We start from the raw sequence: 24,652 nt of genomic DNA, 5'->3' as shown, positions 1-24,652 counted from the left end.
TCAAAGAAGTTAGGTGGGAGATCCACTGCCCATAAAAGCCCGATTGGTGCGGGCTAATAATCAGTGGGGATGCCCCACTGATTAAAGTTTCACTTTATACGCTCGATTGTAAACTAGTCTATCCAATTTGTACAATACGAAAAGGTTACTCACGGGAGTAACCTTAGTAAATGAAATTATATCGACGATTTTCCAATTATATCGACTTACCGACAATTAACGACGAAATTCGCCCGCTATTTTCAAGATTCAACCTACCGCTCCAAAACAATTCGCTGCTTCGTAATTTCCGCCAACCTTCCGCGGTTTACTTCATACTCAGTATCAACACTTTGTGGTACAATCACTTTTCCGCCCTCAAGCATCACTTCCGGCGAAATAATATCCTTCTCCCAGTGCCTACTAGAGGCAGATATATCACCTGGAATCGTAAAGTTTGGCAGTGAAGCAAGCGCAATATTTTGCGCCCTTGAAATCCCCATCTCTACCATACCGCCGCACCAAACGGGTATATTATGCTCCATGCAATAATTATGGATTTGAATAGATTCTGTTAATCCGCCCACTCGCCCTGGTTTAATATTAACGATGCGGCAGCTGCCAAGCGTAATCGCAACGCGCGCATCTTCTAAACTATGGATACTTTCGTCTAAACAAATTGGCGTTTCAATTTTCTTTTGCAACTGTGCATGATCGAGAAAATCGTAATCCGCTAGTGGTTGTTCAATCATCATCAATTGAAATTCATCTAATCGTTTCAGCTTCTCCGTATCCGCTAGTGTATAGGCTGAATTTGCATCAGCCATTAACGGGATGTGCGGAAACTCTTTACGAATTTCTTTCAATAACTCGTAGTCATGCTCTGGCTTTATTTTCACTTTAAAACGCTCGTACCCTTCTTCTGCGTACTTCTCGATTTGTTTTAACATAACTGGAATTGTATTGATACCAACCACAACACCAACTTCAATTTCAGTCCTAGTTCCGCCAAGTAACATCGCTAGCGATTTCTGTTCACGCTTCGCATATAAGTCCCAAACAGCCCCTTCAATTCCCGCCTTTGCCATTCTGTTTCTCTTTATATGTTGGAACAAACCTGGCACTTCATTCGGATGAGAAATCTCCGCCTTTAATAAATCAGGTAATAAAAAATCTTGAAGTACATGCAATGCTGTCTTCACTGTTTCTTCCGTATACCACGGTTCAGAGAAAGCAACGACCTCGCCGAATCCAATGTGTCCATCTGTATCTTCTAATTCAATAACGATGCTCTCACGCTTCTCATACGTTCCGTAGCTTGCAGCAAACGGGATTACGAGTGGCATTTCCGTTATATGAAGTGTCGCTTTTTTTATTTCCACCTACATCTCCTCCACTAATTGTCTTAACTCTCGTCTTAACAATTTTTTCGAAGCGTTTCGTGGCATTTCCTCTAAGAAACATGCTTTTTTCGGTACTTTATATTTCGCTAATTTCTCCTCGCAAAAATGAAGAATTTCTTCTTCTGTTACCTCTCCATTTTTTACAACAAAAGCAGCAGGTACTTGGCCCCATTTATCATCAGTCATCCCGACAACACCTGCTTCCGCTACCATCGGATGAGAAAGCAACACTTCTTCAATTTGAGCTGGATATATATTCTCTCCACCAGAAATGATTAAATCACTGCGTCGATCTAATACGTATAAAAATCCTTCGTCATCTAAATAACCGAGGTCACCAGTATGCAGCCATCCGTTTTGAATGGTTTCACGCGTCGCATCTTCACGGTTAAAATAACCACCTGTTACGTTTGGTCCTTTTACTACAATCTCGCCTTCCGCAAACGACGCCACTACTACGCCATCTTTTTCAATACGAAGTTGGCACTGAAATAGTGGTTTTCCGGCTGATCCTACTTTCGTTAACATGTAATCTGCTGATAACGTACAAATTTGCGACGACGTTTCTGTCATACCGTACGTTTGATACACAGGAATTCCTTTTTCTACACATGTTTCAAGTAACGGTTTCGGCGCTGGTCCTCCGCCCAGTAACATGCATCGTAAAGAAGATGGATATGTCTCTTCTCCTAGTCTCTCTAATAGATCTGTTAACATTTTAGAAACGACAGAAATAATCGTTACGCCTCTCGTTTGAAGTGCTTTATGAATAAAATCAGCATCATATTTCGGAACGAGTAAAATGCGCATGCCGTACATAATATTTTTCATTAGAAGCGATAACCCGCCAACGTGGAACATCGGCATACAAGCTAACCAGCAATCATCATCACGAAGCCCTAAATTAAGCGAAGAGCCAACCGCGCTTGCCCAGTGATTGCCGTACGTTAAAATAACGCCTTTCGGTTTACCTGTCGTCCCAGACGTATAAATAATTGTCATCGCTTCTCCTAAAGAGAATTCTTCTTGTATAGAGGCTTCCGCCTTCGGTCCATTCATCACTTCAGCAAATGAATATACAGGAACATCTTTAGCCTCAAAATCTTGATCCGTCACTAAACAAATAACTTCAGCATCATCCATTTGCCAAAGTAGCTCTTCTCTTGAAAGACGCGTATTTAAAAGCACAGCTACTGCACCTACGTAAGATAGGGCGTGAATAACTGTAATCATCTCCATACCATTTTTCATCAGAACAGCCACCTTTTGCCCACGCTTCACTCCTACATGCGTGAAGTGTTCACAAACAGATACTACTTTTTCATGCAGCTGCATAAAAGTAACCTTTTCATCCTCTATTTCAATTGCAGTGCGGTCTGGTGTTAAAAATGCACGTTGCTTTAACCAATTTGGCATCGTCTCCATCATCCATTCTCCTTTCATGAAAGAAAGAGACTTGATATGACATCAAGTCTCTTAGTTGTTTTGTTTCCGGTTTGATCTCATCTAGCTATAGCGGCTAGAACAGTCGGCCGTTTCACGCCTCCCTACGAGGCAAAAAGCGCCTCTACGTCAGGAGTTCCAACGCCCTCTTGTTCTAAGCAAGCCGCTTCCGCTTTTGGTTTGATCACGGGAAACGAGGGAATTGACCGAAGTCCGGACTGCGTTTTTCTTTGAACGCGTCACGACCTTCTTTTGCTTCGTCAGTTGTATAGTACAATAACGTTGCATCTCCAGCTAGTTGTTGAATACCAGCTAGACCGTCTGTGTCTGCGTTGAATGCAGCTTTTAGGAAACGAAGTGCCATTGGGCTGTTTGCTAAGATTTCTTGTGCCCATTGTACTGTTTCTGCTTCAAGCTCTTCTAATGGTACTACTGTGTTTACTAAGCCCATATCAAGCGCTTCCCCAGCACTGTATTGACGGCATAGGTACCAAATTTCGCGAGCTTTCTTGTGGCCTACCATACGAGCTAAGTAACCAGCTCCGTATCCACCGTCAAAGCTTCCTACTTTAGGACCTGTTTGTCCGAATACAGCGTTGTCTGCAGCGATTGTTAAGTCACATACGATATGAAGTACGTGTCCACCACCGATTGCATAACCCGCTACCATTGCGATAACTGGTTTAGGAATTGCGCGAATTAGACGTTGTAAGTCTAATACGTTTAAACGAGGGATTTGGTCGTCACCTACATATCCACCATGACCGCGAACTTTTTGGTCGCCGCCTGAACAGAATGCACGTCCACCTTCACCTGTTAAAATGATAACGCCAACATTTGCATCATCACGAGCGTGTGCAAAAGCGTTGATTAACTCCATTACCGTTTTAGGACGGAATGCGTTATGTACTTCAGGGCGGTTAATCGAAATCTTTGCGATACCATTGTATGTTGAATAAATAATATCTTCGTAATTGCCTTCTTTTACCCATTCAATAGCCATTACAACTACCTCCTTGTATATTTCTGATCTCCTCTATAAGTGTGGCTTCCTTCTTAGATGAAAAAAAGCATCACTGCATAGTTTTTAGAAATCCCTTTACTATTGTATCAAACTTTTCCGGTTGTTCCACATGAATTGCATGGCCAGCACCATCAATTTTGACAAATTTCGCGTCATGGGCGCATTTTTCAATGTTTTTTAATATGTGAAAGAACTTTTCATCATACTCCCCGTTCATTAAAAGAATAGGCATTTTTAAGTTTGGCAGCTCGTCCCACCATGAAGGCTGAACCCCTGTTCCCATGCCGCGCAAGCTATTTGCAAGTCCTTTTGGATCGTTAGCAAGTCGTTCTTTTCGCACCGCTTCTTGTACGTTTTGTGCTAAACTTTTTTGCGTTTCAAACAGCGGAATATTTTCCCACATTGATACAAAACTTTCGATGCCTTCTCGCTCAATTTTATGAGCAAGTCGCTCATCTTTTTCACGACGTTCTTTTCTGTTCTCTTCACTTTTGAGCCCAGCTGTACAATTTTCTAATAAAAGAGAATGTACATACTCTGGATATAGACATGCCATCGTAATCGCCAGTCTACCGCCCATCGAATAGCCAAGTATGTGCGCTTTTTCAATATGAAGGTAATCTAGTAGTTCTTTCATTTGCAATGCTACATTTCGAATATCATAATGAGTCACACCTTCAGGACTTTCCGTTTTTCCGTGCCCAACAATGTCTACTAAAATGACTTGAAATTGCTCGCTCCAAGAAGGAACGAAAGAACGCCACGTTTCCATGCTTCCCGTAAAACCATGAAGAAGTAGAAGTGGTTCTCCGCTTCCGACTACTTCATATTCATACGATACACCTTGCAGCGTTACGTTCATTTTGATTCACCGTGCAATGATGTAGTAATTACATCCTGTGTTTTTGCCCATAATTTACGGTGCAACGTTAAGTTTTCATCACGGTTCGTACAAATTTCTACAACGTGTAAACCTTCCGTCGTCGTTCCTTTTTGTACCTCTTCTCGGAATTGCTCCCAACCATTTACACGGCTAAATGAACCGCCATACATTTTGACAACATGCTCATAATCAAGCCCAATCGGTGTTCCAAATAATGATTCGAAGTGTTCCTTTTTCTCATATTGTGGTAAGAATGAGAAAATACCGCCACCGTCATTATTTACGACAACAATCGTTATATTTAATTCATGTAATTTTGCAGCTAATAACCCGTTTAAATCGTGATAAAATGATAAATCACCAATTACTAATACGAGCGGATCGCAAATAACGCTCGCTCCTAAAGCTGTCGAAATAATTCCGTCAATCCCGTTTACACCACGGTTTGCCATCACTTGAATATTTTTATCCGATGTGAAGAAGAATGAATCTGTATCACGAATTGGCATACTATTACTCGCAAATAACGTTGCCCCTTCTGGTAATACGCGGACAATATCCGTAATAACTTTCCCTTCAAATGCAGTATCATATGTTTCCATTTCACGAAGCGTTTCCTTCGTTTTTTCGTTTATATGTTGCCACATTCCGAACCAATCATTCTTTCTCATAACTGGCATTTTTTCTATTAGTGCCTTGCAAAAGGCAATATCACTCGCTTGAACCACTTCTGTCGCAACGAGAGCTGGATCTCTCCATTGTCCAGACTCCTCAACAACGATATGAACGGCTTTCGTCTGTTTTTTAATGAACTGCGTTAATGCTTTCGAAACAGGCATACCACCAAAGCGAATCATGACTTCTGGCCTCCACGTTTCCTTTAACAATTCATTTCGTAAAAATGTATCGTAACAGTCGATTACCATCGTTTTATCGTGATGTCCGCTACGAATGTTAGAAAGTGGATCCGCTAATATTGGATATCCCGTTTTTTCAGCTAGTTGCGTTGCAAACGCTGCAATTTCTGGATCGCTATCATCTCCACAAATAATAAGCCCCTTTTCCATATGTGAAAGGCGCCCTACAAGAGAATCTACATATTCACTCGGCATCGTCACGTTCCCTTGCTGAACTACTCCTGTATATTCCCTGCGTCCTTTATCCCATAAACTTTCTAATGAAAAGTCCGGGATAAGCGGTTCGCGAACTGGAAAATTAAGATGAACAGGTCCTTGCGGCGCTAGAAGTGCGCTTGCTATCGTGCGCTGCGTCGTCATGCGAGCATAATGATACATCGCTTCACTCGCTTCTGGAAGTGCCATCTCTGTAAATTGCTTCACAAATGTACCGTATAAATTAATTTGATTCATCGCTTGTGGTGCACCGACGTCTCTCAATTCATGTGGTCTATCTGCCGTTAAGACGATAAGCGGCACTCGCGAATGAAAAGCTTCACATACAGCTGGATAGTAGTTCGCTGCTGCCGTTCCTGATGTACATAATAATGCAACCGGACGTTTTTTCGCTTTTGCAATGCCGAGCGCAAAAAATCCTGCCGACCTTTCATCTACATGTAAATATGTGTTCATTCCTTCATGTTGTTCCATTAGTAAAGCAATCGGCGTTGACCGTGAGCCTGGACTAATGACAACATCACATACATTTAGACGCGTCAGTTCATCCACGAACGCGCCTAAATAATATGATAATGCTTCTATATGATTGTTCATTTCATTAATTCCTCCAAAGCACCAAGCATCGGTCTAAACTTCAAGCTTGTTTCTTCATATTCAAGTTGCGGTACTGAATCAATTACAATCCCACAACCGGCAAATAAGGATGCTTTCTCGCCATTTAATAATCCGCAGCGAAGCGCAACCGCAAACTCACCATTTCCTTCATCATCTATCCAGCCAATCGGTGCACCATATAATCCTCTGTCTAACAATTCAACATCACGAATCAGTTTCATCGCTTCCAAACGAGGTGTCCCGCCAAGAGCTGGTGTTGGATGTAATTCTTCTACCATTGTTAAAAGACTCGCATCGCCTTTTGCCTCTACAGGTGTATATAAATGAATTAAGTTTTTCGTTGTTAATAAGCCCGGACTTTCCGGAATATTAACAGATTCACAGTGCTCATTTAATACCGACCTGATCATGTTCACAACATAACCGTGTTCAGCTAAATTCTTTTCATCATGAAGAAGCGCATTACTATTTCGTTTACTTTCTTCTATAGATTGACCATGACCAGTTGAACCAGCAAGACACATCGAAGTAAACTTCTCATCTTCTTTGCGAATTAATCTCTCTGGCGTCGCTCCTAAGAAGCATGCTCCTTTATAATCAAAAGAAAATACGTAACAATCTGGTTGCCCTATACGAAGTGCTTCTAAAACGAGAGCAGAATCAATATGATGATTCATCTCTACTTTTAGCTCTCTCGCTAATACAACCTTCTGCACGTTCCCCTGCTTCATTTCATCTTGCACTTTCTCAATGGCCTTCATCCAGCCTTTCGGATCCACTTCTACTTTAGAAGTAACTGTTAATTTCGATCCTTCTAGTGCGCATTTACTCTCTCGTAAAATTTCCTCCTCTAAAGAAACAATTTCTTTATAAAGAGTTTCTGCACAATCTGTTGCTGAAACGAATGTATTCATTGTTAACCATGCTTTTTCATTTTTTACAGTTAATAAAAATGCTGGTAGTGAAAATGTCGTATCATCAAATTCTTTCCATAAGTCCGTTTTCTCTTTTTCTTGATCAAATGAAAATCCACCAAATAAAAGAGGACCTGTTCCAAATTCGTATTTTTCTCTTTGTACAAATGCTTTCTCTTTTACTTTATCCCACTCGTCACGAGTAGTTTGAAAGCGTTTTTGAGAAGCAGTTGCTATAGTGAAAACAGAGCCAATTCCAGCAAATATTACATGCTGAGCTGGGTCTGCAAAATAACATCTATTTTCGAATGCAATCCTTTTACCTGCTGCATAAAACAGAAGCGGATCCATCCAGTCTATTTGTCTTACGAAGCTCACCAATATTTTTTCATCAGTTGCACGCTTAATAGCTGCAGCAAGAACTTCTTGCAAGCCTATTTGTTTCGTTTGAATCACAATTGTCTCCCCCCTATGGGCGAAAAATAGTCATAATTACGCTTGATTTTAAGATACACCTCAAACGAAAGGCCTGTCAACGTTTAGCATTTCTGAGAAATTCACCTTCTCTTCCTAGAAAATAAACGTTGACACTAAATGATGCTTTTTCTACACTTAGTTGTGTACAATATGTGACCAAAGGAGGATTCAACATGGAAATGAACGTCGAAACGAATTCCTCTCCTACGGCGCCAAAGCCAAGTAAGCAAACAGGCTGGCGCATTTGGTGGAGTTTACTACGTCCCCATACATTAACAGCAGCTTTCGTTCCTGTTTTCATCGGAACAGCATATGCAATGCAGGTCGGAGGCATAAATCAAATACATCTCCCTCTTTTCCTTATGATGCTTCTTGCTTGTCTTCTCATTCAAGCAGCAACAAACATGTTTAATGAATACTTTGATTATAAAAGAGGACTTGATCACGAAGGGTCAGTTGGTATCGGCGGCGCTATCGTTCGCGATGGCATTCAGCCAAAAACGGTGCTTAACTTAGCATTTGGATTTTTCGGCATCGCAATACTATTAGGTGTTTATATTTGTATGAATTCTAGCTGGTGGCTTGCGGCAATCGGTCTTGTTTGTATGGCTGTTGCTTACCTTTATACAGGCGGTCCACTTCCAATTGCATATACACCATTTGGAGAGTTAACAGCCGGACTATTTATGGGTGTCATTATTATTGGGATTTCATTCTTTATTCAAACTGGAACTGTAACATCAGAAGTCATTTTACTATCTATCCCAAGCTCCATTTTAATTGGTGCCATATTATTAGCTAATAACATTCGTGACTTAGATGGTGATAAAGAAAATGGCCGTAAAACGTTAGCGATTCTCGTTGGACGTGAAAGAGCCGTTGGTGTACTTGCTTCTATGTTCATCGTTTCCTACATTTGGACAATTGCTCTAATTATCGTGGGCATCGTATCACCATGGATGCTTATCGTATTTTTAAGTGCACCGAAAGCATTTAAAGCGACGAAAGGCTTTATCGGCAAAAGCATTCCAATGGAAATGGTACCTGCAATGATCGCCACAGCAAAAACAAATACAATCTTCGGTCTCCTCATGGGAATCGGATTATTGCTTGGATATTTTCTATAGAAAGGAGCTGCTGACGCGGCTCCTTTTTCGTATACCAATTTCAGCTCATAATTCCCACTCTCAACGTTCATACTATGTAAAGAAACTGAATTGTAGGAAGGTGGACGACTATGTTAACTCCACAACAAATAAATCAATTTAAATCCGTTTTAGAAAAACAAAAACAAGAACTAGAGCAAACGATACAAACACATGAAAATGAAGATCGTGCATCTGAACGTGATTCCGTTGGAGAATTATCTAGCTACGATAACCATCCAGCTGATATGGCAACAGAGCTATATGAACGCGAAAAAGACTTCGGGCTTATTGAACTTTGGCATAAACAGCTAGAGGATACGAAACACGCCCTGCAAAAAATAGAAGCAGGTACGTACGGCATTTGCGAAGTGTCTGGCGAAGAAATTCCATTTGAAAGATTAGAAGCAATGCCGACCGCTACAACATGCATCCAGCACACGACAAGTAAGTTAAATATGAATACACGACCAGTTGAAGAAGAAGTGTTGTCCCCTTCTTTCCACAAACACGATGAAGATCATTCTGTTGAATACGATGCGGAAGACGCATGGCAAGATGTTGCCAATTACGGAACGTCTGAAACGCCGTCTGATTTAGAAAGACAAGATTCCAAAAACTATAATGGCATGTACGTAAATAGCGAGGAAAATGTAGGCTACGTAGAGGATTTCGAAAACTTTATCGGTACAGATATGTATGGAAAAAATCCGCAAATTTTCGCTACAGAAGAGCATGAAGAATATGAACAAATGCTTGATGACTTTGAAGAGCGTACCTTTAAGGGCGAATTATCCTCAAATGAATCGAGTTCCAAAGAATAAAAAAAAGCATTCCGAAAATCGGAATGCTTTTTATCGCTAGCTAACTAGTTTTTTGTAACGTTAGCTGCTTGTGGTCCGCGGTTTCCTTCAACGATTTCGAAAGAAACTTCTTGACCTTCTTCTAAAGTTTTGAAGCCTTCGCCTTGGATAGCTGAGAAATGTACGAATACGTCTTCTCCGCCTTCAACTTCGATGAAGCCAAAACCTTTTTCGCCGTTAAACCATTTAACTTTACCTGTTTGCATGTCATGTACCTCCTAAATAAAAATGAAACTATGAATCCACATGAAAAGGTGGATATAAAGGACATGAATGTATAACAAGCTTACAGCCTTTAATACAACGTGCTTTATTTCCGTACCACATTATGTAGCTCAATAGTGCTTTCACTATATCATGCTATATCAAAAACGTCAAATGAGAACACTTTCAACCCATCTTTTTTTATAATCCTAGTATAACCTTAAATTTTCATTCTATTTTTATTCACAAATTAACAAATCTACAGTATTCTAATTTCTTTGATTTCGGTACAATATAATTACTACATATGATGAGGTGAAAAAATGCAAGCACATGAAATCGAGTATAAATTATATGGCGATGATATGCAGTTTGTTGAAATTGAATTAGATCCAGAAGAAAGCGTTATCGCAGAGGCTGGCGCAATGATGATGATGGAAGATCATATCGAAATGGAAACCATTTTCGGTGATGGTTCTGGCCCATCTAGTGGTCTATTCGGTAAATTAATGGGCGCTGGTAAACGTCTCGTTACAGGTGAAAGTATGTTTATGACTGTCTTTACAAATACAGGTCACGGCAAGCGCCAAGTATCTTTTGCCGCTCCTTATCCTGGTAAGATTGTTCCTGTAGATTTAACAGAATATCAAGGAAAGGTAGTTTGCCAAAAAGATGCGTTTCTTTGTGCAGCAAAAGGCGTTTCTATCGGAATCGAGTTTACGAAAAAAATCGGAACTGGTTTCTTCGGTGGGGAAGGTTTCATCATGCAGAAACTTGAAGGTGATGGACTTGCTTTCATGCATGCAGGCGGAACTGTATACAAGCGTGAATTAAAACCTGGCGAAAGACTTCGCATCGATACAGGTTGTCTCGTTGCCATGACAAAAGACGTTAACTACGATGTTCAATTCGTTGGAAAAGTAAAAACAGCTCTATTTGGCGGCGAAGGTTTATTCTTCGCAACGTTAGAAGGCCCTGGAACGGTTTGGATTCAGTCCTTAACACTTAGCCGTTTAGCAGCACGCCTTACAAGCCCAGCAGCTCAAAACAGCGGTGAAGGCAGCGTTTTAGGCGGACTTGGACGTCTTTTAGATGGGAAAGAATAAAGTGAAACTTTAATCAGCCCTCACCAATCGGACTTTAATGGGCAGCCCGACCCCCACCTAACTTCTTTGCTTTCACTGAACTTTGAGGTGGGGGTCTTACTGCCCATTAAAGCGGGATAAAACAAAAAAGAGATAGTCTCCTTCATAGGGAACTATCTTTTTTTTGACTGTATAAACCACTTTGAATTCCATAGCCTCATTTGGCCGCGCTTCTTCTTCATATTTATAAAGGTTCAAGCTTAATTTTCAAACTTCCTCCAAAGAATGAATCAAGTCCCTCACTGCATATATTGAACTATACCTTTTCTTAAGGAGGGCTTCCTTAATGCGTACTCCTTTATCCTTCGATAAAGATACTGCCATATTGTTAGCTTCTTGTTGTGAGTTAACGTATGAACAATATAAACAAAATGGGATTTTCGAAATACCAGATGGTTTTCAATATGTACAAGGCTTTCAAGGAAAAACCATTCAAACGACAGAATGGTTCGGATTCATACTAGAGTCTGAGGATACGATTATTGTAGCTTTTCGCGGGACACAAACAGATACAGACTGGATTATCGATTCACTCGTTAACCAAAAACCATACCCATATGCTTTAAACAGCGGAAATGTCCATAACGGCTTTCTTTCCATTTATGAATCTTGCCGAGATTCTATTATGGATATGCTCGTATCACTACCAGCCCATAAAAAACTTCTTGCAACCGGTCATAGCTTAGGTGGTGCACTCGCTACACTACATATACTCGATGCGCGTATCAACACCGCATTTGCACAGTACGGTCTTTATACATTTGCCTCTCCCAAAGTGGGCGATATTGCATTTCGGAATTATTATAAACTACAAGTAGCTAGTAGCTTTCGCTTCGTTAATTTATTTGATGTCGTTCCCCTTCTCCCTCCGCGCAATGTCCATTTTAATGATCAAGACTGGGAATATGCACACGTTCATCACAACATGACATTTACAAAAAACACAAAATCTATTACAAATAATCATGCCATTACAACATACAAAACATGTCTGACTTCTCATTTTTAACCAGTAAACAATTGGAAATTGAATATCCTTATACTATAATAATATATGAAGTTATTTTTGGATGAGGGGACCTTACATGCTAAAATTTATCTTTGCACTTTTTCTCATTGTAATTTTTACGTTTACAGGTTTCTTTACATTTTCATACTTTGCGACAGGAGAATATGGTGGAACTGGTATAATCTATACCGCTATTCCATTTCTTTCTTAAGCAAAAAAGGAAAACCGAGCTTAATGAGATTAAGCTCGGTTTTTTAAGCGATTATATTCCTCTTTTAAAAGGGACTTTCATTTAATACTGTGTAACCGCATTACCAATACCCCAAATCTCGTTACTATACTGCAAAATCGTTCGATCGCTCGCAAAATGACCAGATTGTGCAATATTTAAAATCGACATTTCTAGCCACTTCGTTCGGTTCTCATAAGCTCTACCAACAGCTTCTTGCCTTTCCGCATATGGACCAAAATCTCGCAGAACAAAGTATTCATCATTTTGAATTACGAGAGAATCGTAAATCGCTTCAAATTCAGCTCCCGAATGTGCAAAGAAACCATTCGTTAACTGATCTACTACTTTTTTAATATGCATATTGTGGTGATAATAATCACTCGCACGATATCCACCATTTTGATAGTAATGAAGAACCTCATCGGCCGTTAAACCGAAAATGAAACAGTTATCATCACCGACTCTCTCTTTTATTTCAATATTAGCTCCGTCTAACGTGCCGAGTGTGATCGCACCATTCATCATAAATTTCATATTACCTGTTCCTGATGCTTCTTTACTCGCAGTTGAAATTTGCTCACTAACATCCGCAGCTGGGAATATATCTTCTGCTAAAGACACTCGATAGTTTTCTAGAAAGATAACTTTCATATATTGGCTGACGTACGGATCATTATTCACTTTCCTTGCGAGTTCATTAATTAATTTAATAATTTTTTTTGCATAGTAATAGCCAGGTGATGCTTTCGCTCCAAAAATAAAAGTTCGCGGATAAAATGTAAAACTAGCATCCTCTTTCAAACGGTTATACAAATATAAAATATGAAGAACGTTTAATAATTGTCGTTTGTAAGCATGCAGTCTTTTTACTTGCACATCAAAAATAGAATTAGGATCAATTGTAATCCCCATTTTATTATGAATACGCTCCGCTAAAATCTCTTTACGCTCTTGTTTTACCTCTGCAAATTTCTCCTGGAAACTCGCATCGTATTGAACTAATTGCAGCGCTTGAAGCTTAATCGGTTCTTTCTTCCACTCTGTTCCAATCGCCTCTGAAATAAGGTTCGTCAGCTGCGGATTCGCCTTCATTAACCAGCGTCTATGAGCGATTCCATTCGTTTTATTATTAAACTTATCTGGATAAAACTCATAAAATAATCGCATTTCACGTTGCTTTAAAATTTCCGTATGAATTTTCGCTACACCATTAACGCTATGGCTACCGACAATTGCTAAATGAGCCATTTTCACAAGATCATGCGCAATAATCGCCATCTCTTCAATACGATGCCATTCATATGGATAACGTTCCCAAAGTTCATGACAGAAACGTTCATTAATCTCTTCAATAATCATATAAATTCTCGGTAATAACGGTTTAAAAATGTGCATTGGCCACTTTTCAAGTGCTTCTGATAACGTCGTATGATTCGTATAAGAAATTGTTTGCGTCGTTATGTGCCAAGCTTCTTCCCATGCTAGTTTTTCTTCATCTAATAAAATACGCATCAGTTCTGGAATCGCCAAAACTGGATGTGTATCATTAATATGAATCGCAATTTTCTCATGCAATTGACGAAGATCACCATATCTTTCTCTATGCAGACGAACGATATTTTGCAAACTTGCTGATACAAGGAAATACTGTTGTTTCAAACGAAGTATTTTTCCCTCATCATGCGTATCATCTGGATATAAAAACTCCGATACCGCCTCTGTTTCACGCTTATATTTCAAAATATCTTTGCAATTTTGCGGGAAAGGAACTGGTTCAGCATTCCAAAGTCTAAGTGTGTTTACAGTACTCGTCTCATAACCTACTACTGGAACGTCATATGGTACTGCCATAATCACTTCTGCATTCGTATGTCTGAACTCTAAACGTCCATCAATGTATAGCGGTTCAACATTACCGAAATAGCTTACTTCTACAGCTTGATCATGCCTTCTTACTTCCCATACGTTTTCATGAAGAAGCCACTGCTCTGGAAATTCAACTTGATAACCATCAACAATTTTTTGGTCAAATAAGCCGTGTTTGTAACGAATGCCACAGCCATGACCTGGTAAATTTAACGATGCAAGTGAATCAAGAAAACAGGCTGCTAATCGTCCAAGTCCACCATTTCCAAGACCTGCATCTGCTTCCACCTCTTCTAATTCTTGCAACGAAATCCCAAGCTCAGAAAGTCCTTGCTCACATACATCCCTGATGCCTAAATTTAATATGTTACTTCCAAGCAAACGCCCAAGTAAAAACTCAATGGATAAGTAATACATTTGCTTTTGCTCTCCAGACCGATAGCTTTCGTTCGTTGCAATCCATTGGCTATTCATATACTCACGTACCATGTATCCAAGCGTATTGTATTGATCACGAGTTGTAGAGTCTTTGAAACTTTTACCATACATCGTCTCTAACTTTTCTAGAAAAGCTGATTTGAAACTTTCAACATGAGTAAACATTTCTTCACCACCTACATGTTATTCCATGAGACTTTTATACAATTTCTTATAAGCAAGAGCTGATTTCTCCCAGCTATAATCTTCAGTCATCGCTTGCTTTACAAGCTGCTCCCATACCGGTTTATCATGATAAAATTCAATTGCACGACGAACCGTGTGCAACATGTCATGTGCATTAAAGTTCGTGAAACTGAAACCATTTCCTTCTCCAGTTTCTTCATCATAAGATTGTACCGTGTCATTTAATCCGCCTGTTTCTCTTACAATCGGAATCGTACCGTACGCTAATGCGATAAGTTGTCCAAGTCCACACGGTTCAAATAATGATGGCATTAAGAATAAATCACTTCCCGCATATACTTGGTGAGCTAATTCTTCATTAAATCCGATATACACTCTTACCTTTTCAGGATACTCGTATGCCATCCACTCAAAGAATTGCTCATATTCCGAATCACCTGATCCTAAAATAATACATTGTACATCTTCCTCCATTATTTCGCGGAATACAGTACGCACTAAATCAAGACCTTTTTGCTTCGTTAATCTCGTTACCATCGAAATAATTGGTGTATCTTTTTTTTCTGGCAAACCAAAATAACGCTGCAAGGCGCGTTTATTTTCATTCTTTTCCTCTAATGACTCTGCATCGTACTGAGCAGTAATATACGAATCCGTTTCTGGATTATATACGCTCGTATCAATTCCATTTACGATGCCGCTAAGCTTACCATTATTTTTTCGTAACAACCCATCTAACTTCTCACCAAAAAACTCATATTGAATTTCCTCTTTGTATGTCGGGCTAACCGCTGTAATTTGATCAGAAGCGATAATCCCGCCCTTCATAAAGTTCACATTTCCATAAAACTCTAGCTGCTCACTATGAAAATATTCGTCGCCAAGTTCTAACAAGTCGTACATCACTTCAGGAGAAAATACACCTTGGAACTGCAAGTTATGAATCGTATATACCGTTTTAATATGCTCATATAATGGATTATCTTGATACTTTTCACGTAGTAAGAAATTCACCATAGCTGTATGCCAATCGTGACTATGAAGAACATCCACTTCGAAATCAAGGTGAGGAATACACTCTAAAACTGCTTTAGAAAAATAAGAAAAACGCTCTCCGTCATCATAATGACCATATAGAGAATCTCGCTTAAAATAATATTCATTATCTATTAAGTAATACGTAATCCCGTCTTGCTCACCTTTTAAAATTCCGCAATATTGATTTCTCCACCCAAGCGGGACGTTAATTACTTTATGTAACGTACATCCATCTCTTAATTTTTGCGGAATAAGACTATAATTCGGAAGTATAATGCGAACGTCCACGCCTAATTTTTTTAGCTCTTTTGGGAGCGCACCTGCTACATCAGCTAATCCTCCCGATTTAACAAATGGTACACATTCTGATACTGCAAATAAAATATTCACTTGTTGTCCCACTGCACGAAAAGCTTATACTACTTCCCTTGCAGCTTCCTCCCTTCGAGTTTTCATTTAAATGAATGCTTTAATCAGTGGAGGAAAAACCCCCACTGATTCTTTTAAGAATAACTATTAATCGTACTATTTTGAACGCTTCCTTTTTCTATAACATATGGCTCATCGGCGTTTCCTTTTAGTACAACACCGTCACCAATTTTCACGTCTTTATCAATAATAACACCATCTATTATACAATTATCTCCAATTTTGCTCTTTTGCATAATAATGCTATTACGAACAATTGAACCTTTGCCAATTTTAACAGAACGGGAGATAACACTATTTTCTACTTCACCTTCGATAATACTGCCGTTTGCAATCATTGTATTTTTCACGGCTGCACCCTTCAGGTAACGAGTTGGTGGTTCATCTTTTACTTTCGTAAAGATCGGTGCTTCTTTCTTAAATAATTGCTTCCAAATAGCAGGCTGCAAAATTTCTAAGCTATGTTTATAGTAACTTTCAATCGAATCAATAATAGCTACATATCCTGTATGCTCATACGTAGCAATGTGCAGTGATTTTCCGCGCTTTTCTCTCACTACATCAAATAAACTGTATTGCTCTACATCTTTATATGTCTCAAATAAATCTAACAATAATTGTTTCTTTAACACGTATGTTTGAAGCGAAACCCCTTCATGGCAAACTTCAGTAATATCAGCTGCCGTATGTATATGTCGCTCTAACACCGCTTGAAAATCTAATGCTGTTACGAGATGGCTATTCGTAATAACAACGTATTCTTCTCTAGCTCTTAGAAAATAATCAATATGTCTTCTAAAATGTGCAAAAGATCCAAATTCATCTTGGTCACATTGGCAATTTGGAGGGAATAAAAACAGTCCGTCTCTTTTTCTATCTAAATCCCACTGTTTTCCTGAACCAACATGGTCCATTAACGAACGGTTTTTATGACTTGTAAAAACCGCTACACTATGAATATTAGAATTCACCATATTTGAAAGCATGAAATCAATGAGTCGATAGCGGCCCCCAAACGGTAACGCCGCTAGTGAACGATGCCCTGTTACTTTCTTTAAGGAAGGAAAACTTCCCGTTGCATTAATAATTCCTAACATTTTTTCTCCCATTCATTTCATCCCCCTTTTCTATTTCCCTTCAGCAATGAGTACTACATCGTCGACATTTTTTTCTGGACGAATAATGGTTCCATCTTCAATAACCATTTCTGATCCAACGATCGCTCTTTCAATCACAACATTTTTACCAATCTTCGCCCCCGGCATAACGACAGAATCAATAACCATACTACCTTCTTCCACCGTCACCCCTTGGAATAACACAGAATGCTTCACGTCCCCTTCAATGACGCATCCTTCGTTAATAAGTGATTCTTCTACTTTTGCCTGTTCCGCAATATATTGAGGTGGCTCATTTGGATTCACAGAATAAATACGCCAATTACGATCGTTTAAATTCAGCGATGTTTCATCACGAAGTAAATCCATATTCGCTTCCCATAAGCTTTTCACCGTTCCAACATCTTTCCAATATCCTTCAAACGGATACGCCATCAGCTTTTTCCCTTCATCTAATAAAAGCGGAAGTACATCTTTTCCGAAATCATTACTAGATTCAGGATTTCTTGCATCCATCTCTAAATACTCTTTCAAAATTGCCCAGTTAAAAATATAAATTCCCATTGATGCAAGATTACTTCTTGGAAATTGCGGTTTTTCTTCAAATTCAACAATCTCCATCTCTTCGTTCGTATTCATAATACCGAAACGACTCGCTTCATCCCATGGTACTTCAATAACAGAAATCGAAACGTCCGCTTCTTTCTCCACATGGTAATCTAGCATTTTACTGTAATCCATTTTATAAATATGGTCGCCTGATAAAATCAGAACATACTCTGGTTCGTATTGACTTAAATAGTTTAAATTTTGATAAATGGCACTTGCCGTACCTGTGTACCATTTCACCCCTGAAGACTCCGCATAAGGAGGTAACACTGTGACTCCACCGCTTACTCGGTCTAAATCCCAAGCATTGCCGATTCCGATATAATTATGAAGTTCGAGTGGTTGATATTGCGTTAAAATCCCAACCGTTTCAATACCAGAATTCGCACAGTTACTTAGCGTAAAATCAATAATGCGATATTTACCACCAAATGGCACAGCTGGCTTAGCTAAATTTTTTGTTAATGCACTTAATCGACTACCTTTTCCCCCTGCTAGTAACATTGCTACGCATTTTTGTTTTTGAGCCATCTTGTTTTTTGCTCCCCTTTCTCGTCTTCACTGGTCGTAATATGGATACGCCAAATGGTGGAATTGTAATTTCTACATGTGCTGCTTGATTATGATACGGTTCCTGAATCGTCTTGAGACGTTTCTTATTCACTTGCCCCGATCCGCCATATTGCTCAGCGTCACTGTTTAAAATCTCGTTATAATACTCGAAATCTGGCAAACCTACTTTATAGTTTTCATATGTAGCTTTCGTAAAATTACATACGACAACTAACGCATCTTCTTGTTTATCCCCTTGGCGGATAAATGAGAAAATACTTTGCTCATGATTATTAGCATCTATCCACTGAAATCCTTCCGGTGAATGATCAAGCTGCCAAAGTGGTTTGGAGCGCTTATACAATGCTATGAGCTCTTTAAAGTAATCATGCATATAACGATGCATTTCAAAGTCATGTAAATTCCAATCTAAATCTTCAAGATCTTTCCACTCATCAAACTGCCCGAATTCTCCACCCATAAAGAGTAATTTCTTACCTGGGTGAGTAAAGAAATATCCATATAATAAACGAAGTTGAGCAAACTTATCCCAGTAATCTCCTGGCATTTTATTTAATAACGACTTTTTCCCATGAACGACTTCATCATGAGAAAGCGGTAATATAAAGTTTTCAGAGTAAGCATATAGTAATGAGAACGTTATTTTCTCATGAATATGCTTTCTGTACTCAGGCGCACACTCCATATATTTCAGCACATCATTCATCCAGCCCATATTCCATTTGTAATTGAATCCAAGCCCACCTTCATACGTTGGAGCTGTTACAAGTGGCCAAGCTGTTGAATCTTCTGCTGTCATAAGAAAATCTTCATCTTCTGCAAATACCGCTTCATTTAGCTCTCGTAAAAATGAAACAGCGTGCTCATTACTTTGTTCCTGTCCTTCTTTATTCCAGTACAACATATTCGCAACTGCATCCACCCTGAAACCATCAATGTGGAAATACTTCATCCAAAATAACGCATTTGAAATTAAGAAATTACGTACTTCCCTCTTCCCTAAATCAAAATTAACAGTTCCCCATACCAGGTTTTCTTGTACATCTATATCTTTATATTCATAAGTCGGTGTCCCATCAAACAAATATAAACCGTGAGCATCTTTACAAAAATGCCCCGGCACCCAATCCAAAATGACACCGATTCCATATTTATGACATTCATCGACAAAATACATCAAATCATGTGGCGTGCCGAATCTACTTGTCGCTGCATAATATCCCGTTCCTTGATATCCCCAAGAACGATCATATGGATGCTCAACAAGCGGCATAATTTCAATATGTGTAAATTGATGTTCCACCACATACGGAATGAGCTCCTCGGCCATTTCTCTGTAAGAGTACAGAGCGCCATCTTCTTTCTTTTTCCAAGAACCGAAATGTAATTCATAAACTGTCATCGCTTCTTTATAAATCGATTTTTTCTTTCTCTTACGAATCCAGTTTTTATCATTCCATTCATATCCCTCTATATCAAAAACTACAGATGCCGTATTTGGTCTTACTTCTGCATATACTGCGTAAGGATCTGCTTTTAAAATCACGTTACCGTCCATCGTTTCAATCGCATACTTATATATCTCATTCTCTTCAATATACGGTACAAACAAGGACCAAATCCCCTCTTCTGTCACTTGTAGCATCTTATGTTGCTCATAATCCCATTCATTAAAATCTCCAACAACACTCATTGCTTTCGCATGAGGAGCCCATACTGTGAATCGTACACCTCGCATCCCATCTTCCGTCACAATATGTGCCCCAAAGATGTTATAACTGTCATAGTACTTTTCTGTATGAAACTCATCTCGTTTCACTTCTTCACAATTTATTACATCCAATATGTTCACCTCACTAAGATGACAGAAATTTTTTACTCTTTATCATTTCTGCGAAAAACTGAAATATCCTTGTTATTTTTTAAAAAATATTCGTTTTTTTCTTTATTTTCACTTAAAATATTCAAATTTACTGTGTAAAATATCGAATTTTGACGAATATTCATTGCAAACGCTTCATTTCCTACTAGTCTTTCATCCTATTATTTATTTCTCAACCTTTATTTTATTAGATTGACCCTATTTTGCCCGCTATTTATCACTTAAAATCACAACAAAATAATCTGTCATAAAAAAATGTTTCTCAACATTTTTTGTCATAATTTTATTGAAATGGAAAATTCATAAGCATATACTTGTTCTCAATAAAGAACATAGAACCTTCGCAAATATAATTCATACTGAAATACTATGTTTACTCTATCCATACTCCAGGCGAAAGTTTGATAAAAATTAAATTAGGGGGCTTTCTTATGTCATTAAAACAAAAGGTTGGGATGGGAGTTGTCACAGCTTCACTTGGTTTATCCCTTACATTCGGCGGGGTATTCGCCGCCTATTTCAGTGATTCTAAAACATCTAGTAACTCATTTCAAGCTGGTACACTAGATCTTTCTATTAACCCAAGTGTAATTGTTAATGTGAAAGATTTAAAACCAGGTGATTTGATCGAAAGAAACTTCAAGCTTGAAAATAAAGGGACATTGGATATTGCAAAGGTAGCACTTGAAACATCCTATGAAGTTACAGATGCAAAGCAAAATAATGATGGTGAAGATTTAGGCGATCACATCATCGTCAAATTTTTAGTGAATGATGGAAAGCCATCTAATCCAAACGATGATCATGAAATTTTGTGGGAAACAAAACTATCAGAAGTGAACTACCCACCACTTAGCATATCTTACGAGCTTACTTGAAGTGGGGGCTTCTCGGTTAGTCGCTACTTTTGATAGCTAACGAATTTGTCCTAGGACAGCCGAGCTAACACCCTTGTTCCAAAGGTTATTTTGTGTTATTTACGCTATCGCTAGCTAATAGGCGTATGGCTTCTCTTTTAATATTAATAGCTGCGTTATAGTCGCGACTTATTGTTAGTCCACAAGAACACTCATACGTGCGTTCAGATAGTAGCATATCTTTTCTGTTTCCACAATTACTACACATCTTTGTAGAAGGAAACCACCTATCTATTTTTACAAGCTGTTTTCCTTGTTCTTGTAGCTTATACGCTAAAAATGTCGTGAACATCCTCCAACCGTTATCTGCTACGCTCTTACCAAAGCGAAGTGCTCGTGACATTCCTTTCATATGTAAGTCTTCGATTGCTACAACATCAAAGTTTGTAGCTAATTCTTTAGACTTATGATGAAGGAAATTTTTACGCCTTATTATGCTTTGTCATATTAATTCATCTCACTTTTCACCTTGATTTCCCATAAACTGTTTTACTTTATCCACGGCGAGCCACCAAAGGTGATAACACAACATGAACATTGAGCTACTATTATTTAATTTCATGGTTATACCAAAAGTCTCCTCTTATAAGGCTGATTATATCAGAGGCAAAATAAATAGGAAAACTAAATCAAACCGAAATTATCGCTAGCAACTATGGTAAAAAAGGACTATCTGTGAAAGACGGCGACCTTAACAAAGATGGTATTGTCGACGAAAAAGATATTCGCTTCGTTGAAAAGAACTTCTTGAAGAAAGGTCCAGATGCATCTAAATCACAAACGCCTGTTGAAAAATCAAAAAGCGGCACACTTGCAGATATTTTAAAGAAATTAGGACTAACTCCTAAAAAATAATAATAAAGAGCACTCTATATAAAGTAGAGTGCTCTTTTCTATAAACGACCTTTATCCAGCAAAAGGGGTATATTGGGGATATACAAGGGAAACCGGAAAAGGAATTTATATTAAATTATATGAATTCAGAGGTAGGAAGCAGTGTCCCGCCTCTGAACGGTTTAACAATTATTATAGTACTGGTGCCATTGTTTCTTTTAATACTTTTACAGAATGAGCGAATTTCGCTTTTTCATCTTCATTTAGCTCAAGTTCTACGATTTCACGTACACCTTCACGGTTAATAACAGCTGGAACACCTACGAAAGCATCTTTCTCACCATATTGTCCTTCAAGGTATGCAGATACAGTTAATACGCTGTTCTCGTTGCTTAAGATTGCTTTAGTTACACGAAGTAGTGACATACCGATTCCGTAGTAAGTTGCACCTTTACGCTCGATGATATGGTAAGCTGCATCACGTACGTTTTCGAAGATTTTATCTAAGTCTTCTTGTTTGTACTGTTCGTTGTTAGCTAAGATTGTTTCTAGTTTTTGTACACCGATAGTAGCATGGCTCCATACTGGAAGTTCAGTGTCACCGTGTTCACCAACGATGTAAGCATGAACGTTACGTGGATCTACATCTAAGTAGTCACCTAACATGTAACGGAAACGAGCAGAGTCTAAAGTAGTACCAGAACCGATTACGCGTTCTTTTGGTAGACCAGATTCTTTCCAAGTTACGTAAGTTAAAATATCAACTGGGTTAGTTGCGATTAAGAAGATTCCATCGAATCCGCTATCCATAATACCGCGAACGATTTGTTTAAAGATTTTTGTGTTTTTCTCAACTAAATCTAAACGAGTTTCACCTGGCTTTTGTGGTAATCCAGCAGTGATAACTACTAAATCTGCATCTTTACAATCTGCATAGCTACCGCTCCAAACTTTTGTTGGTGATGGAGAGAATGGTACCGCATGGCTTAAGTCCATTGCTTCCCCTTCTGCTTTTGCTTCATTAACATCTACAAGTACGAATTCTTCAGCTACACCTTGGTTGATCATTGAGTAAGCGTAACTACAACCTACAGCTCCTGTTCCTACTAATACTACACGATTGATACCTTTTTTCATGTTAGTTTCCCCTCTCTATTGTTCACATCTATTTTTTTATGATTGTTTAAGTAATTAATTAAAATACTAATTTAATGTTGTTTAACTTCTTTACATTCATATTGTAGCACGTATTATTGTGAAAAAGTTCACAAATTATGACCTATTTGTGAACTTTTTCACATAGAGTGTAAAGTTATTAAATCAAGTATGAAATCAATCTCAATGGAGGCGTTTTCTTTAGATTGTGAAAAGTTTTTTCGGTAGGTGAAATTATATCAGCGATTTTTGCAATATATTGACTTACCGACAATAATAACAGCATAAAAAAGCTGTCTCCAGTAGATCACCTATTGAAAGACAGCTTTTTTCTATTTATACTATTTATTTTCCGCATTAGCTCCTAATACAGCAATTTCAATATTAAAAAGCTCAATTAAAGCATCCTTTGGTTGAGCGACCCATATTTCAATTTTTATTATTCAACTGTATCCTTCATCTTTCTTTTATTCCATAAAAAAAGCAGACTATCTAAAGTCCACTTTTACACAACAAAAAAGAGATAGCAGATTATGCTATCTCTTTTAGTATGACCCGTACGGGATTCGAACCCGTGTTACCGCCGTGAAAGGGCGGTGTCTTAACCACTTGACCAACGGGCCAATTCTGGCAGAGAAGAAGGGATTCGAACCCTCGCACCGCGTTCGCGATCTACTCCCTTAGCAGGGGAGCCCCTTGAGCCACTTGGGTACTTCTCTATAATATGGCTCCGCAGGTAGGACTCGAACCTACGACCGATCGGTTAACAGCCGATAGCTCTACCACTGAGCTACTGCGGAACAATTATGGTGGGCCTAAATGGACTCGAACCATCGACCTCACGCTTATCAGGCGTGCGCTCTAACCAGCTGAGCTATAGGCCCATACAAATTGCAGGATTTATTTATATCATATCCTCATTTAAGAGTCAATACTTAATTGAACTCTCAAAACTAAACGAAAACGAAACACGGAAACTTATATTGATGAACAATGTTCATCAATTCTCCATAGAAAGGAGGTGATCCAGCCGCACCTTCCGATACGGCTACCTTGTTACGACTTCACCCCAATCATCTGTCCCACCTTAGGCGGCTGGCTCCAAAAAGGTTACCCCACCGACTTCGGGTGTTAC

The 24,652-nt window shown here is 38.8% G+C and carries 18 protein-coding genes, 4 tRNA genes, 1 rRNA gene and 3 pseudogenes; 7 read left to right on the top strand and 19 right to left on the bottom strand.

The window, feature by feature from the left end; translation table 11 throughout:
* Nucleotides 1-254 precede the first annotated feature (254 nt).
* The 6 genes from menC to ACXVYO_RS18050 form a co-directional block, all read right to left on the bottom strand.
* Nucleotides 255-1,361, bottom strand: a complete 1,107-nt coding sequence (gene menC / locus ACXVYO_RS18075; RefSeq protein WP_458468093.1) for an o-succinylbenzoate synthase — start codon at nt 1,359-1,361, stop codon at nt 255-257.
* Nucleotides 1,362-2,807, bottom strand: coding sequence for an o-succinylbenzoate--CoA ligase (locus tag ACXVYO_RS18070; RefSeq protein ID WP_458468092.1), 1,446 nt, complete (start codon nt 2,805-2,807; stop codon nt 1,362-1,364).
* Between the two features lie 202 nt (nt 2,808-3,009).
* On the bottom strand, nt 3,010-3,828 hold the full coding sequence (gene menB / locus ACXVYO_RS18065; RefSeq protein ID WP_000963887.1) for a 1,4-dihydroxy-2-naphthoyl-CoA synthase: 819 nt from the start codon (nt 3,826-3,828) through the stop codon (nt 3,010-3,012).
* 70 nt (nt 3,829-3,898) lie between these two features.
* On the bottom strand, nt 3,899-4,711 hold the full coding sequence (gene menH / locus ACXVYO_RS18060) for a 2-succinyl-6-hydroxy-2,4-cyclohexadiene-1-carboxylate synthase (RefSeq protein WP_458468091.1): 813 nt from the start codon (nt 4,709-4,711) through the stop codon (nt 3,899-3,901).
* Nucleotides 4,708-6,462: a 2-succinyl-5-enolpyruvyl-6-hydroxy-3-cyclohexene-1-carboxylic-acid synthase gene (gene menD, locus ACXVYO_RS18055; RefSeq protein ID WP_458468090.1), complete on the bottom strand. Its 1,755-nt coding sequence runs from the start codon at nt 6,460-6,462 to the stop codon at nt 4,708-4,710. Before menD ends, menH begins: the two co-directional genes overlap by 4 nt.
* The gene (locus tag ACXVYO_RS18050; RefSeq protein ID WP_458468089.1) at nt 6,459-7,853 is read right to left on the bottom strand and encodes an isochorismate synthase; all 1,395 of its coding nucleotides are present in this window, start codon (nt 7,851-7,853) and stop codon (nt 6,459-6,461) included. Before ACXVYO_RS18050 ends, menD begins: the two co-directional genes overlap by 4 nt.
* A 194-nt stretch (nt 7,854-8,047) precedes the next feature.
* Here ACXVYO_RS18050 and ACXVYO_RS18045 point away from each other — a divergent pair, with 194 nt between their 5' ends.
* Nucleotides 8,048-9,001, top strand: coding sequence for a 1,4-dihydroxy-2-naphthoate polyprenyltransferase (locus ACXVYO_RS18045; RefSeq protein ID WP_000425753.1), 954 nt, complete (start codon nt 8,048-8,050; stop codon nt 8,999-9,001).
* A gap of 110 nt (nt 9,002-9,111) precedes the next feature.
* Complete coding sequence (locus ACXVYO_RS18040) at nt 9,112-9,843, top strand: yteA family sporulation protein (protein WP_458468088.1); 732 nt, start codon at nt 9,112-9,114, stop codon at nt 9,841-9,843.
* Nucleotides 9,844-9,887: 44 nt separating this feature from the next.
* Here ACXVYO_RS18040 and cspD read toward each other — a convergent pair whose 3' ends face one another.
* Nucleotides 9,888-10,088, bottom strand: a complete 201-nt coding sequence (gene cspD, locus ACXVYO_RS18035) for a cold-shock protein CspD (RefSeq protein WP_001193053.1) — start codon at nt 10,086-10,088, stop codon at nt 9,888-9,890.
* A gap of 321 nt (nt 10,089-10,409) precedes the next feature.
* On the opposite strand from cspD, the gene ACXVYO_RS18030 reads away from it, so the two are divergent.
* The 3 genes from ACXVYO_RS18030 (at nt 10,410) to ACXVYO_RS18020 (ending at nt 12,451) form a co-directional block, all read left to right on the top strand.
* Nucleotides 10,410-11,192, top strand: a complete 783-nt coding sequence (locus ACXVYO_RS18030) for a TIGR00266 family protein (RefSeq protein ID WP_458468087.1) — start codon at nt 10,410-10,412, stop codon at nt 11,190-11,192.
* Nucleotides 11,193-11,517: 325 nt separating this feature from the next.
* The gene (locus ACXVYO_RS18025; RefSeq protein WP_073516886.1) at nt 11,518-12,240 is read left to right on the top strand and encodes a lipase family protein; all 723 of its coding nucleotides are present in this window, start codon (nt 11,518-11,520) and stop codon (nt 12,238-12,240) included.
* Between the two features lie 76 nt (nt 12,241-12,316).
* The gene (locus ACXVYO_RS18020) at nt 12,317-12,451 is read left to right on the top strand and encodes a hypothetical protein (protein WP_000911073.1); all 135 of its coding nucleotides are present in this window, start codon (nt 12,317-12,319) and stop codon (nt 12,449-12,451) included.
* A gap of 81 nt (nt 12,452-12,532) precedes the next feature.
* Here ACXVYO_RS18020 and glgP read toward each other — a convergent pair whose 3' ends face one another.
* The 5 genes from glgP to glgB form a co-directional block, all read right to left on the bottom strand.
* Nucleotides 12,533-14,941, bottom strand: coding sequence for a glycogen phosphorylase (gene glgP, locus ACXVYO_RS18015; protein ID WP_458468086.1), 2,409 nt, complete (start codon nt 14,939-14,941; stop codon nt 12,533-12,535).
* Nucleotides 14,942-14,959: 18 nt separating this feature from the next.
* Nucleotides 14,960-16,390 carry a glycogen synthase GlgA gene (gene glgA / locus ACXVYO_RS18010; RefSeq protein ID WP_458468085.1) on the bottom strand — a complete coding sequence of 477 codons (1,431 nt, stop codon included), beginning with the start codon at nt 16,388-16,390 and terminating at the stop codon, nt 14,960-14,962.
* Nucleotides 16,391-16,503: 113 nt separating this feature from the next.
* The gene (glgD, locus tag ACXVYO_RS18005) at nt 16,504-17,538 is read right to left on the bottom strand and encodes a glucose-1-phosphate adenylyltransferase subunit GlgD (protein WP_458468084.1); all 1,035 of its coding nucleotides are present in this window, start codon (nt 17,536-17,538) and stop codon (nt 16,504-16,506) included.
* Nucleotides 17,539-17,556: 18 nt separating this feature from the next.
* Entirely contained in the window at nt 17,557-18,687 is a 1,131-nt protein-coding gene (glgC, locus tag ACXVYO_RS18000; protein ID WP_061679986.1) for a glucose-1-phosphate adenylyltransferase, read from the bottom strand.
* On the bottom strand, nt 18,635-20,572 hold the full coding sequence (glgB, locus tag ACXVYO_RS17995) for a 1,4-alpha-glucan branching protein GlgB (RefSeq protein ID WP_458468083.1): 1,938 nt from the start codon (nt 20,570-20,572) through the stop codon (nt 18,635-18,637). The genes glgC and glgB overlap by 53 nt, the downstream gene beginning before the upstream one ends.
* A 470-nt stretch (nt 20,573-21,042) precedes the next feature.
* Between glgB and ACXVYO_RS17990 the strand changes: the two are divergent.
* Nucleotides 21,043-21,450, top strand: a pseudogene (locus ACXVYO_RS17990) (TasA family protein); the annotation flags it as partial.
* A 124-nt stretch (nt 21,451-21,574) separates the two neighbouring features.
* On the opposite strand, the pseudogene ACXVYO_RS17985 reads toward ACXVYO_RS17990, so the two are convergent.
* A pseudogene (locus ACXVYO_RS17985) lies at nt 21,575-21,958 on the bottom strand (RNA-guided endonuclease InsQ/TnpB family protein); the annotation flags it as partial.
* 194 nt (nt 21,959-22,152) lie between these two features.
* Between ACXVYO_RS17985 and ACXVYO_RS17980 the strand changes: the two are divergent.
* A pseudogene (locus ACXVYO_RS17980) lies at nt 22,153-22,383 on the top strand (hypothetical protein); the annotation flags it as partial.
* Between the two features lie 171 nt (nt 22,384-22,554).
* Here ACXVYO_RS17980 and ACXVYO_RS17975 read toward each other — a convergent pair.
* The 6 genes from ACXVYO_RS17975 to ACXVYO_RS17950 all read right to left on the bottom strand — a co-directional run.
* Complete coding sequence (locus tag ACXVYO_RS17975; RefSeq protein WP_000715344.1) at nt 22,555-23,499, bottom strand: L-lactate dehydrogenase; 945 nt, start codon at nt 23,497-23,499, stop codon at nt 22,555-22,557.
* A gap of 569 nt (nt 23,500-24,068) precedes the next feature.
* Nucleotides 24,069-24,140: transfer RNA gene (locus tag ACXVYO_RS17970), tRNA-Glu, on the bottom strand.
* 5 nt (nt 24,141-24,145) lie between these two features.
* Nucleotides 24,146-24,236, bottom strand: a tRNA-Ser gene (locus ACXVYO_RS17965).
* A gap of 6 nt (nt 24,237-24,242) precedes the next feature.
* Nucleotides 24,243-24,317: transfer RNA gene (locus tag ACXVYO_RS17960), tRNA-Asn, on the bottom strand.
* A 7-nt stretch (nt 24,318-24,324) separates the two neighbouring features.
* A tRNA-Ile gene (locus ACXVYO_RS17955) sits at nt 24,325-24,401 on the bottom strand.
* Between the two features lie 130 nt (nt 24,402-24,531).
* Nucleotides 24,532-24,652, bottom strand: a 16S ribosomal RNA gene (locus ACXVYO_RS17950); the annotation flags it as partial.

Source organism: Bacillus sp. BC08 (genome assembly GCF_054326875.1).
This window is presented reverse-complemented; position numbering and strand designations above follow the sequence as displayed.

Excerpts from the sequence above, each read along its gene's own strand:
- ACXVYO_RS18070 (WP_458468092.1), bottom strand. The coding sequence starts at position 2,807 with ATGGAGACGATGCCAAATTGGTTAAAGCAACGTGCATTTTTAACACCA.
- menB (WP_000963887.1), bottom strand. The coding sequence starts at position 3,828 with ATGGCTATTGAATGGGTAAAAGAAGGCAATTACGAAGATATTATTTAT.
- menH (WP_458468091.1), bottom strand. The coding sequence starts at position 4,711 with ATGAACGTAACGCTGCAAGGTGTATCGTATGAATATGAAGTAGTCGGA.
- menD (WP_458468090.1), bottom strand. The coding sequence starts at position 6,462 with ATGAACAATCATATAGAAGCATTATCATATTATTTAGGCGCGTTCGTG.
- ACXVYO_RS18045 (WP_000425753.1), top strand. The coding sequence starts at position 8,048 with ATGGAAATGAACGTCGAAACGAATTCCTCTCCTACGGCGCCAAAGCCA.
- ACXVYO_RS18040 (WP_458468088.1), top strand. The coding sequence starts at position 9,112 with ATGTTAACTCCACAACAAATAAATCAATTTAAATCCGTTTTAGAAAAA.
- cspD (WP_001193053.1), bottom strand. The coding sequence starts at position 10,088 with ATGCAAACAGGTAAAGTTAAATGGTTTAACGGCGAAAAAGGTTTTGGC.
- ACXVYO_RS18030 (WP_458468087.1), top strand. The coding sequence starts at position 10,410 with ATGCAAGCACATGAAATCGAGTATAAATTATATGGCGATGATATGCAG.
- ACXVYO_RS18025 (WP_073516886.1), top strand. The coding sequence starts at position 11,518 with ATGCGTACTCCTTTATCCTTCGATAAAGATACTGCCATATTGTTAGCT.
- ACXVYO_RS18020 (WP_000911073.1), top strand. The coding sequence starts at position 12,317 with ATGCTAAAATTTATCTTTGCACTTTTTCTCATTGTAATTTTTACGTTT.
- glgP (WP_458468086.1), bottom strand. The coding sequence starts at position 14,941 with ATGTTTACTCATGTTGAAAGTTTCAAATCAGCTTTTCTAGAAAAGTTA.
- glgD (WP_458468084.1), bottom strand. The coding sequence starts at position 17,538 with ATGGGAGAAAAAATGTTAGGAATTATTAATGCAACGGGAAGTTTTCCT.
- glgC (WP_061679986.1), bottom strand. The coding sequence starts at position 18,687 with ATGGCTCAAAAACAAAAATGCGTAGCAATGTTACTAGCAGGGGGAAAA.
- ACXVYO_RS17975 (WP_000715344.1), bottom strand. The coding sequence starts at position 23,499 with ATGAAAAAAGGTATCAATCGTGTAGTATTAGTAGGAACAGGAGCTGTA.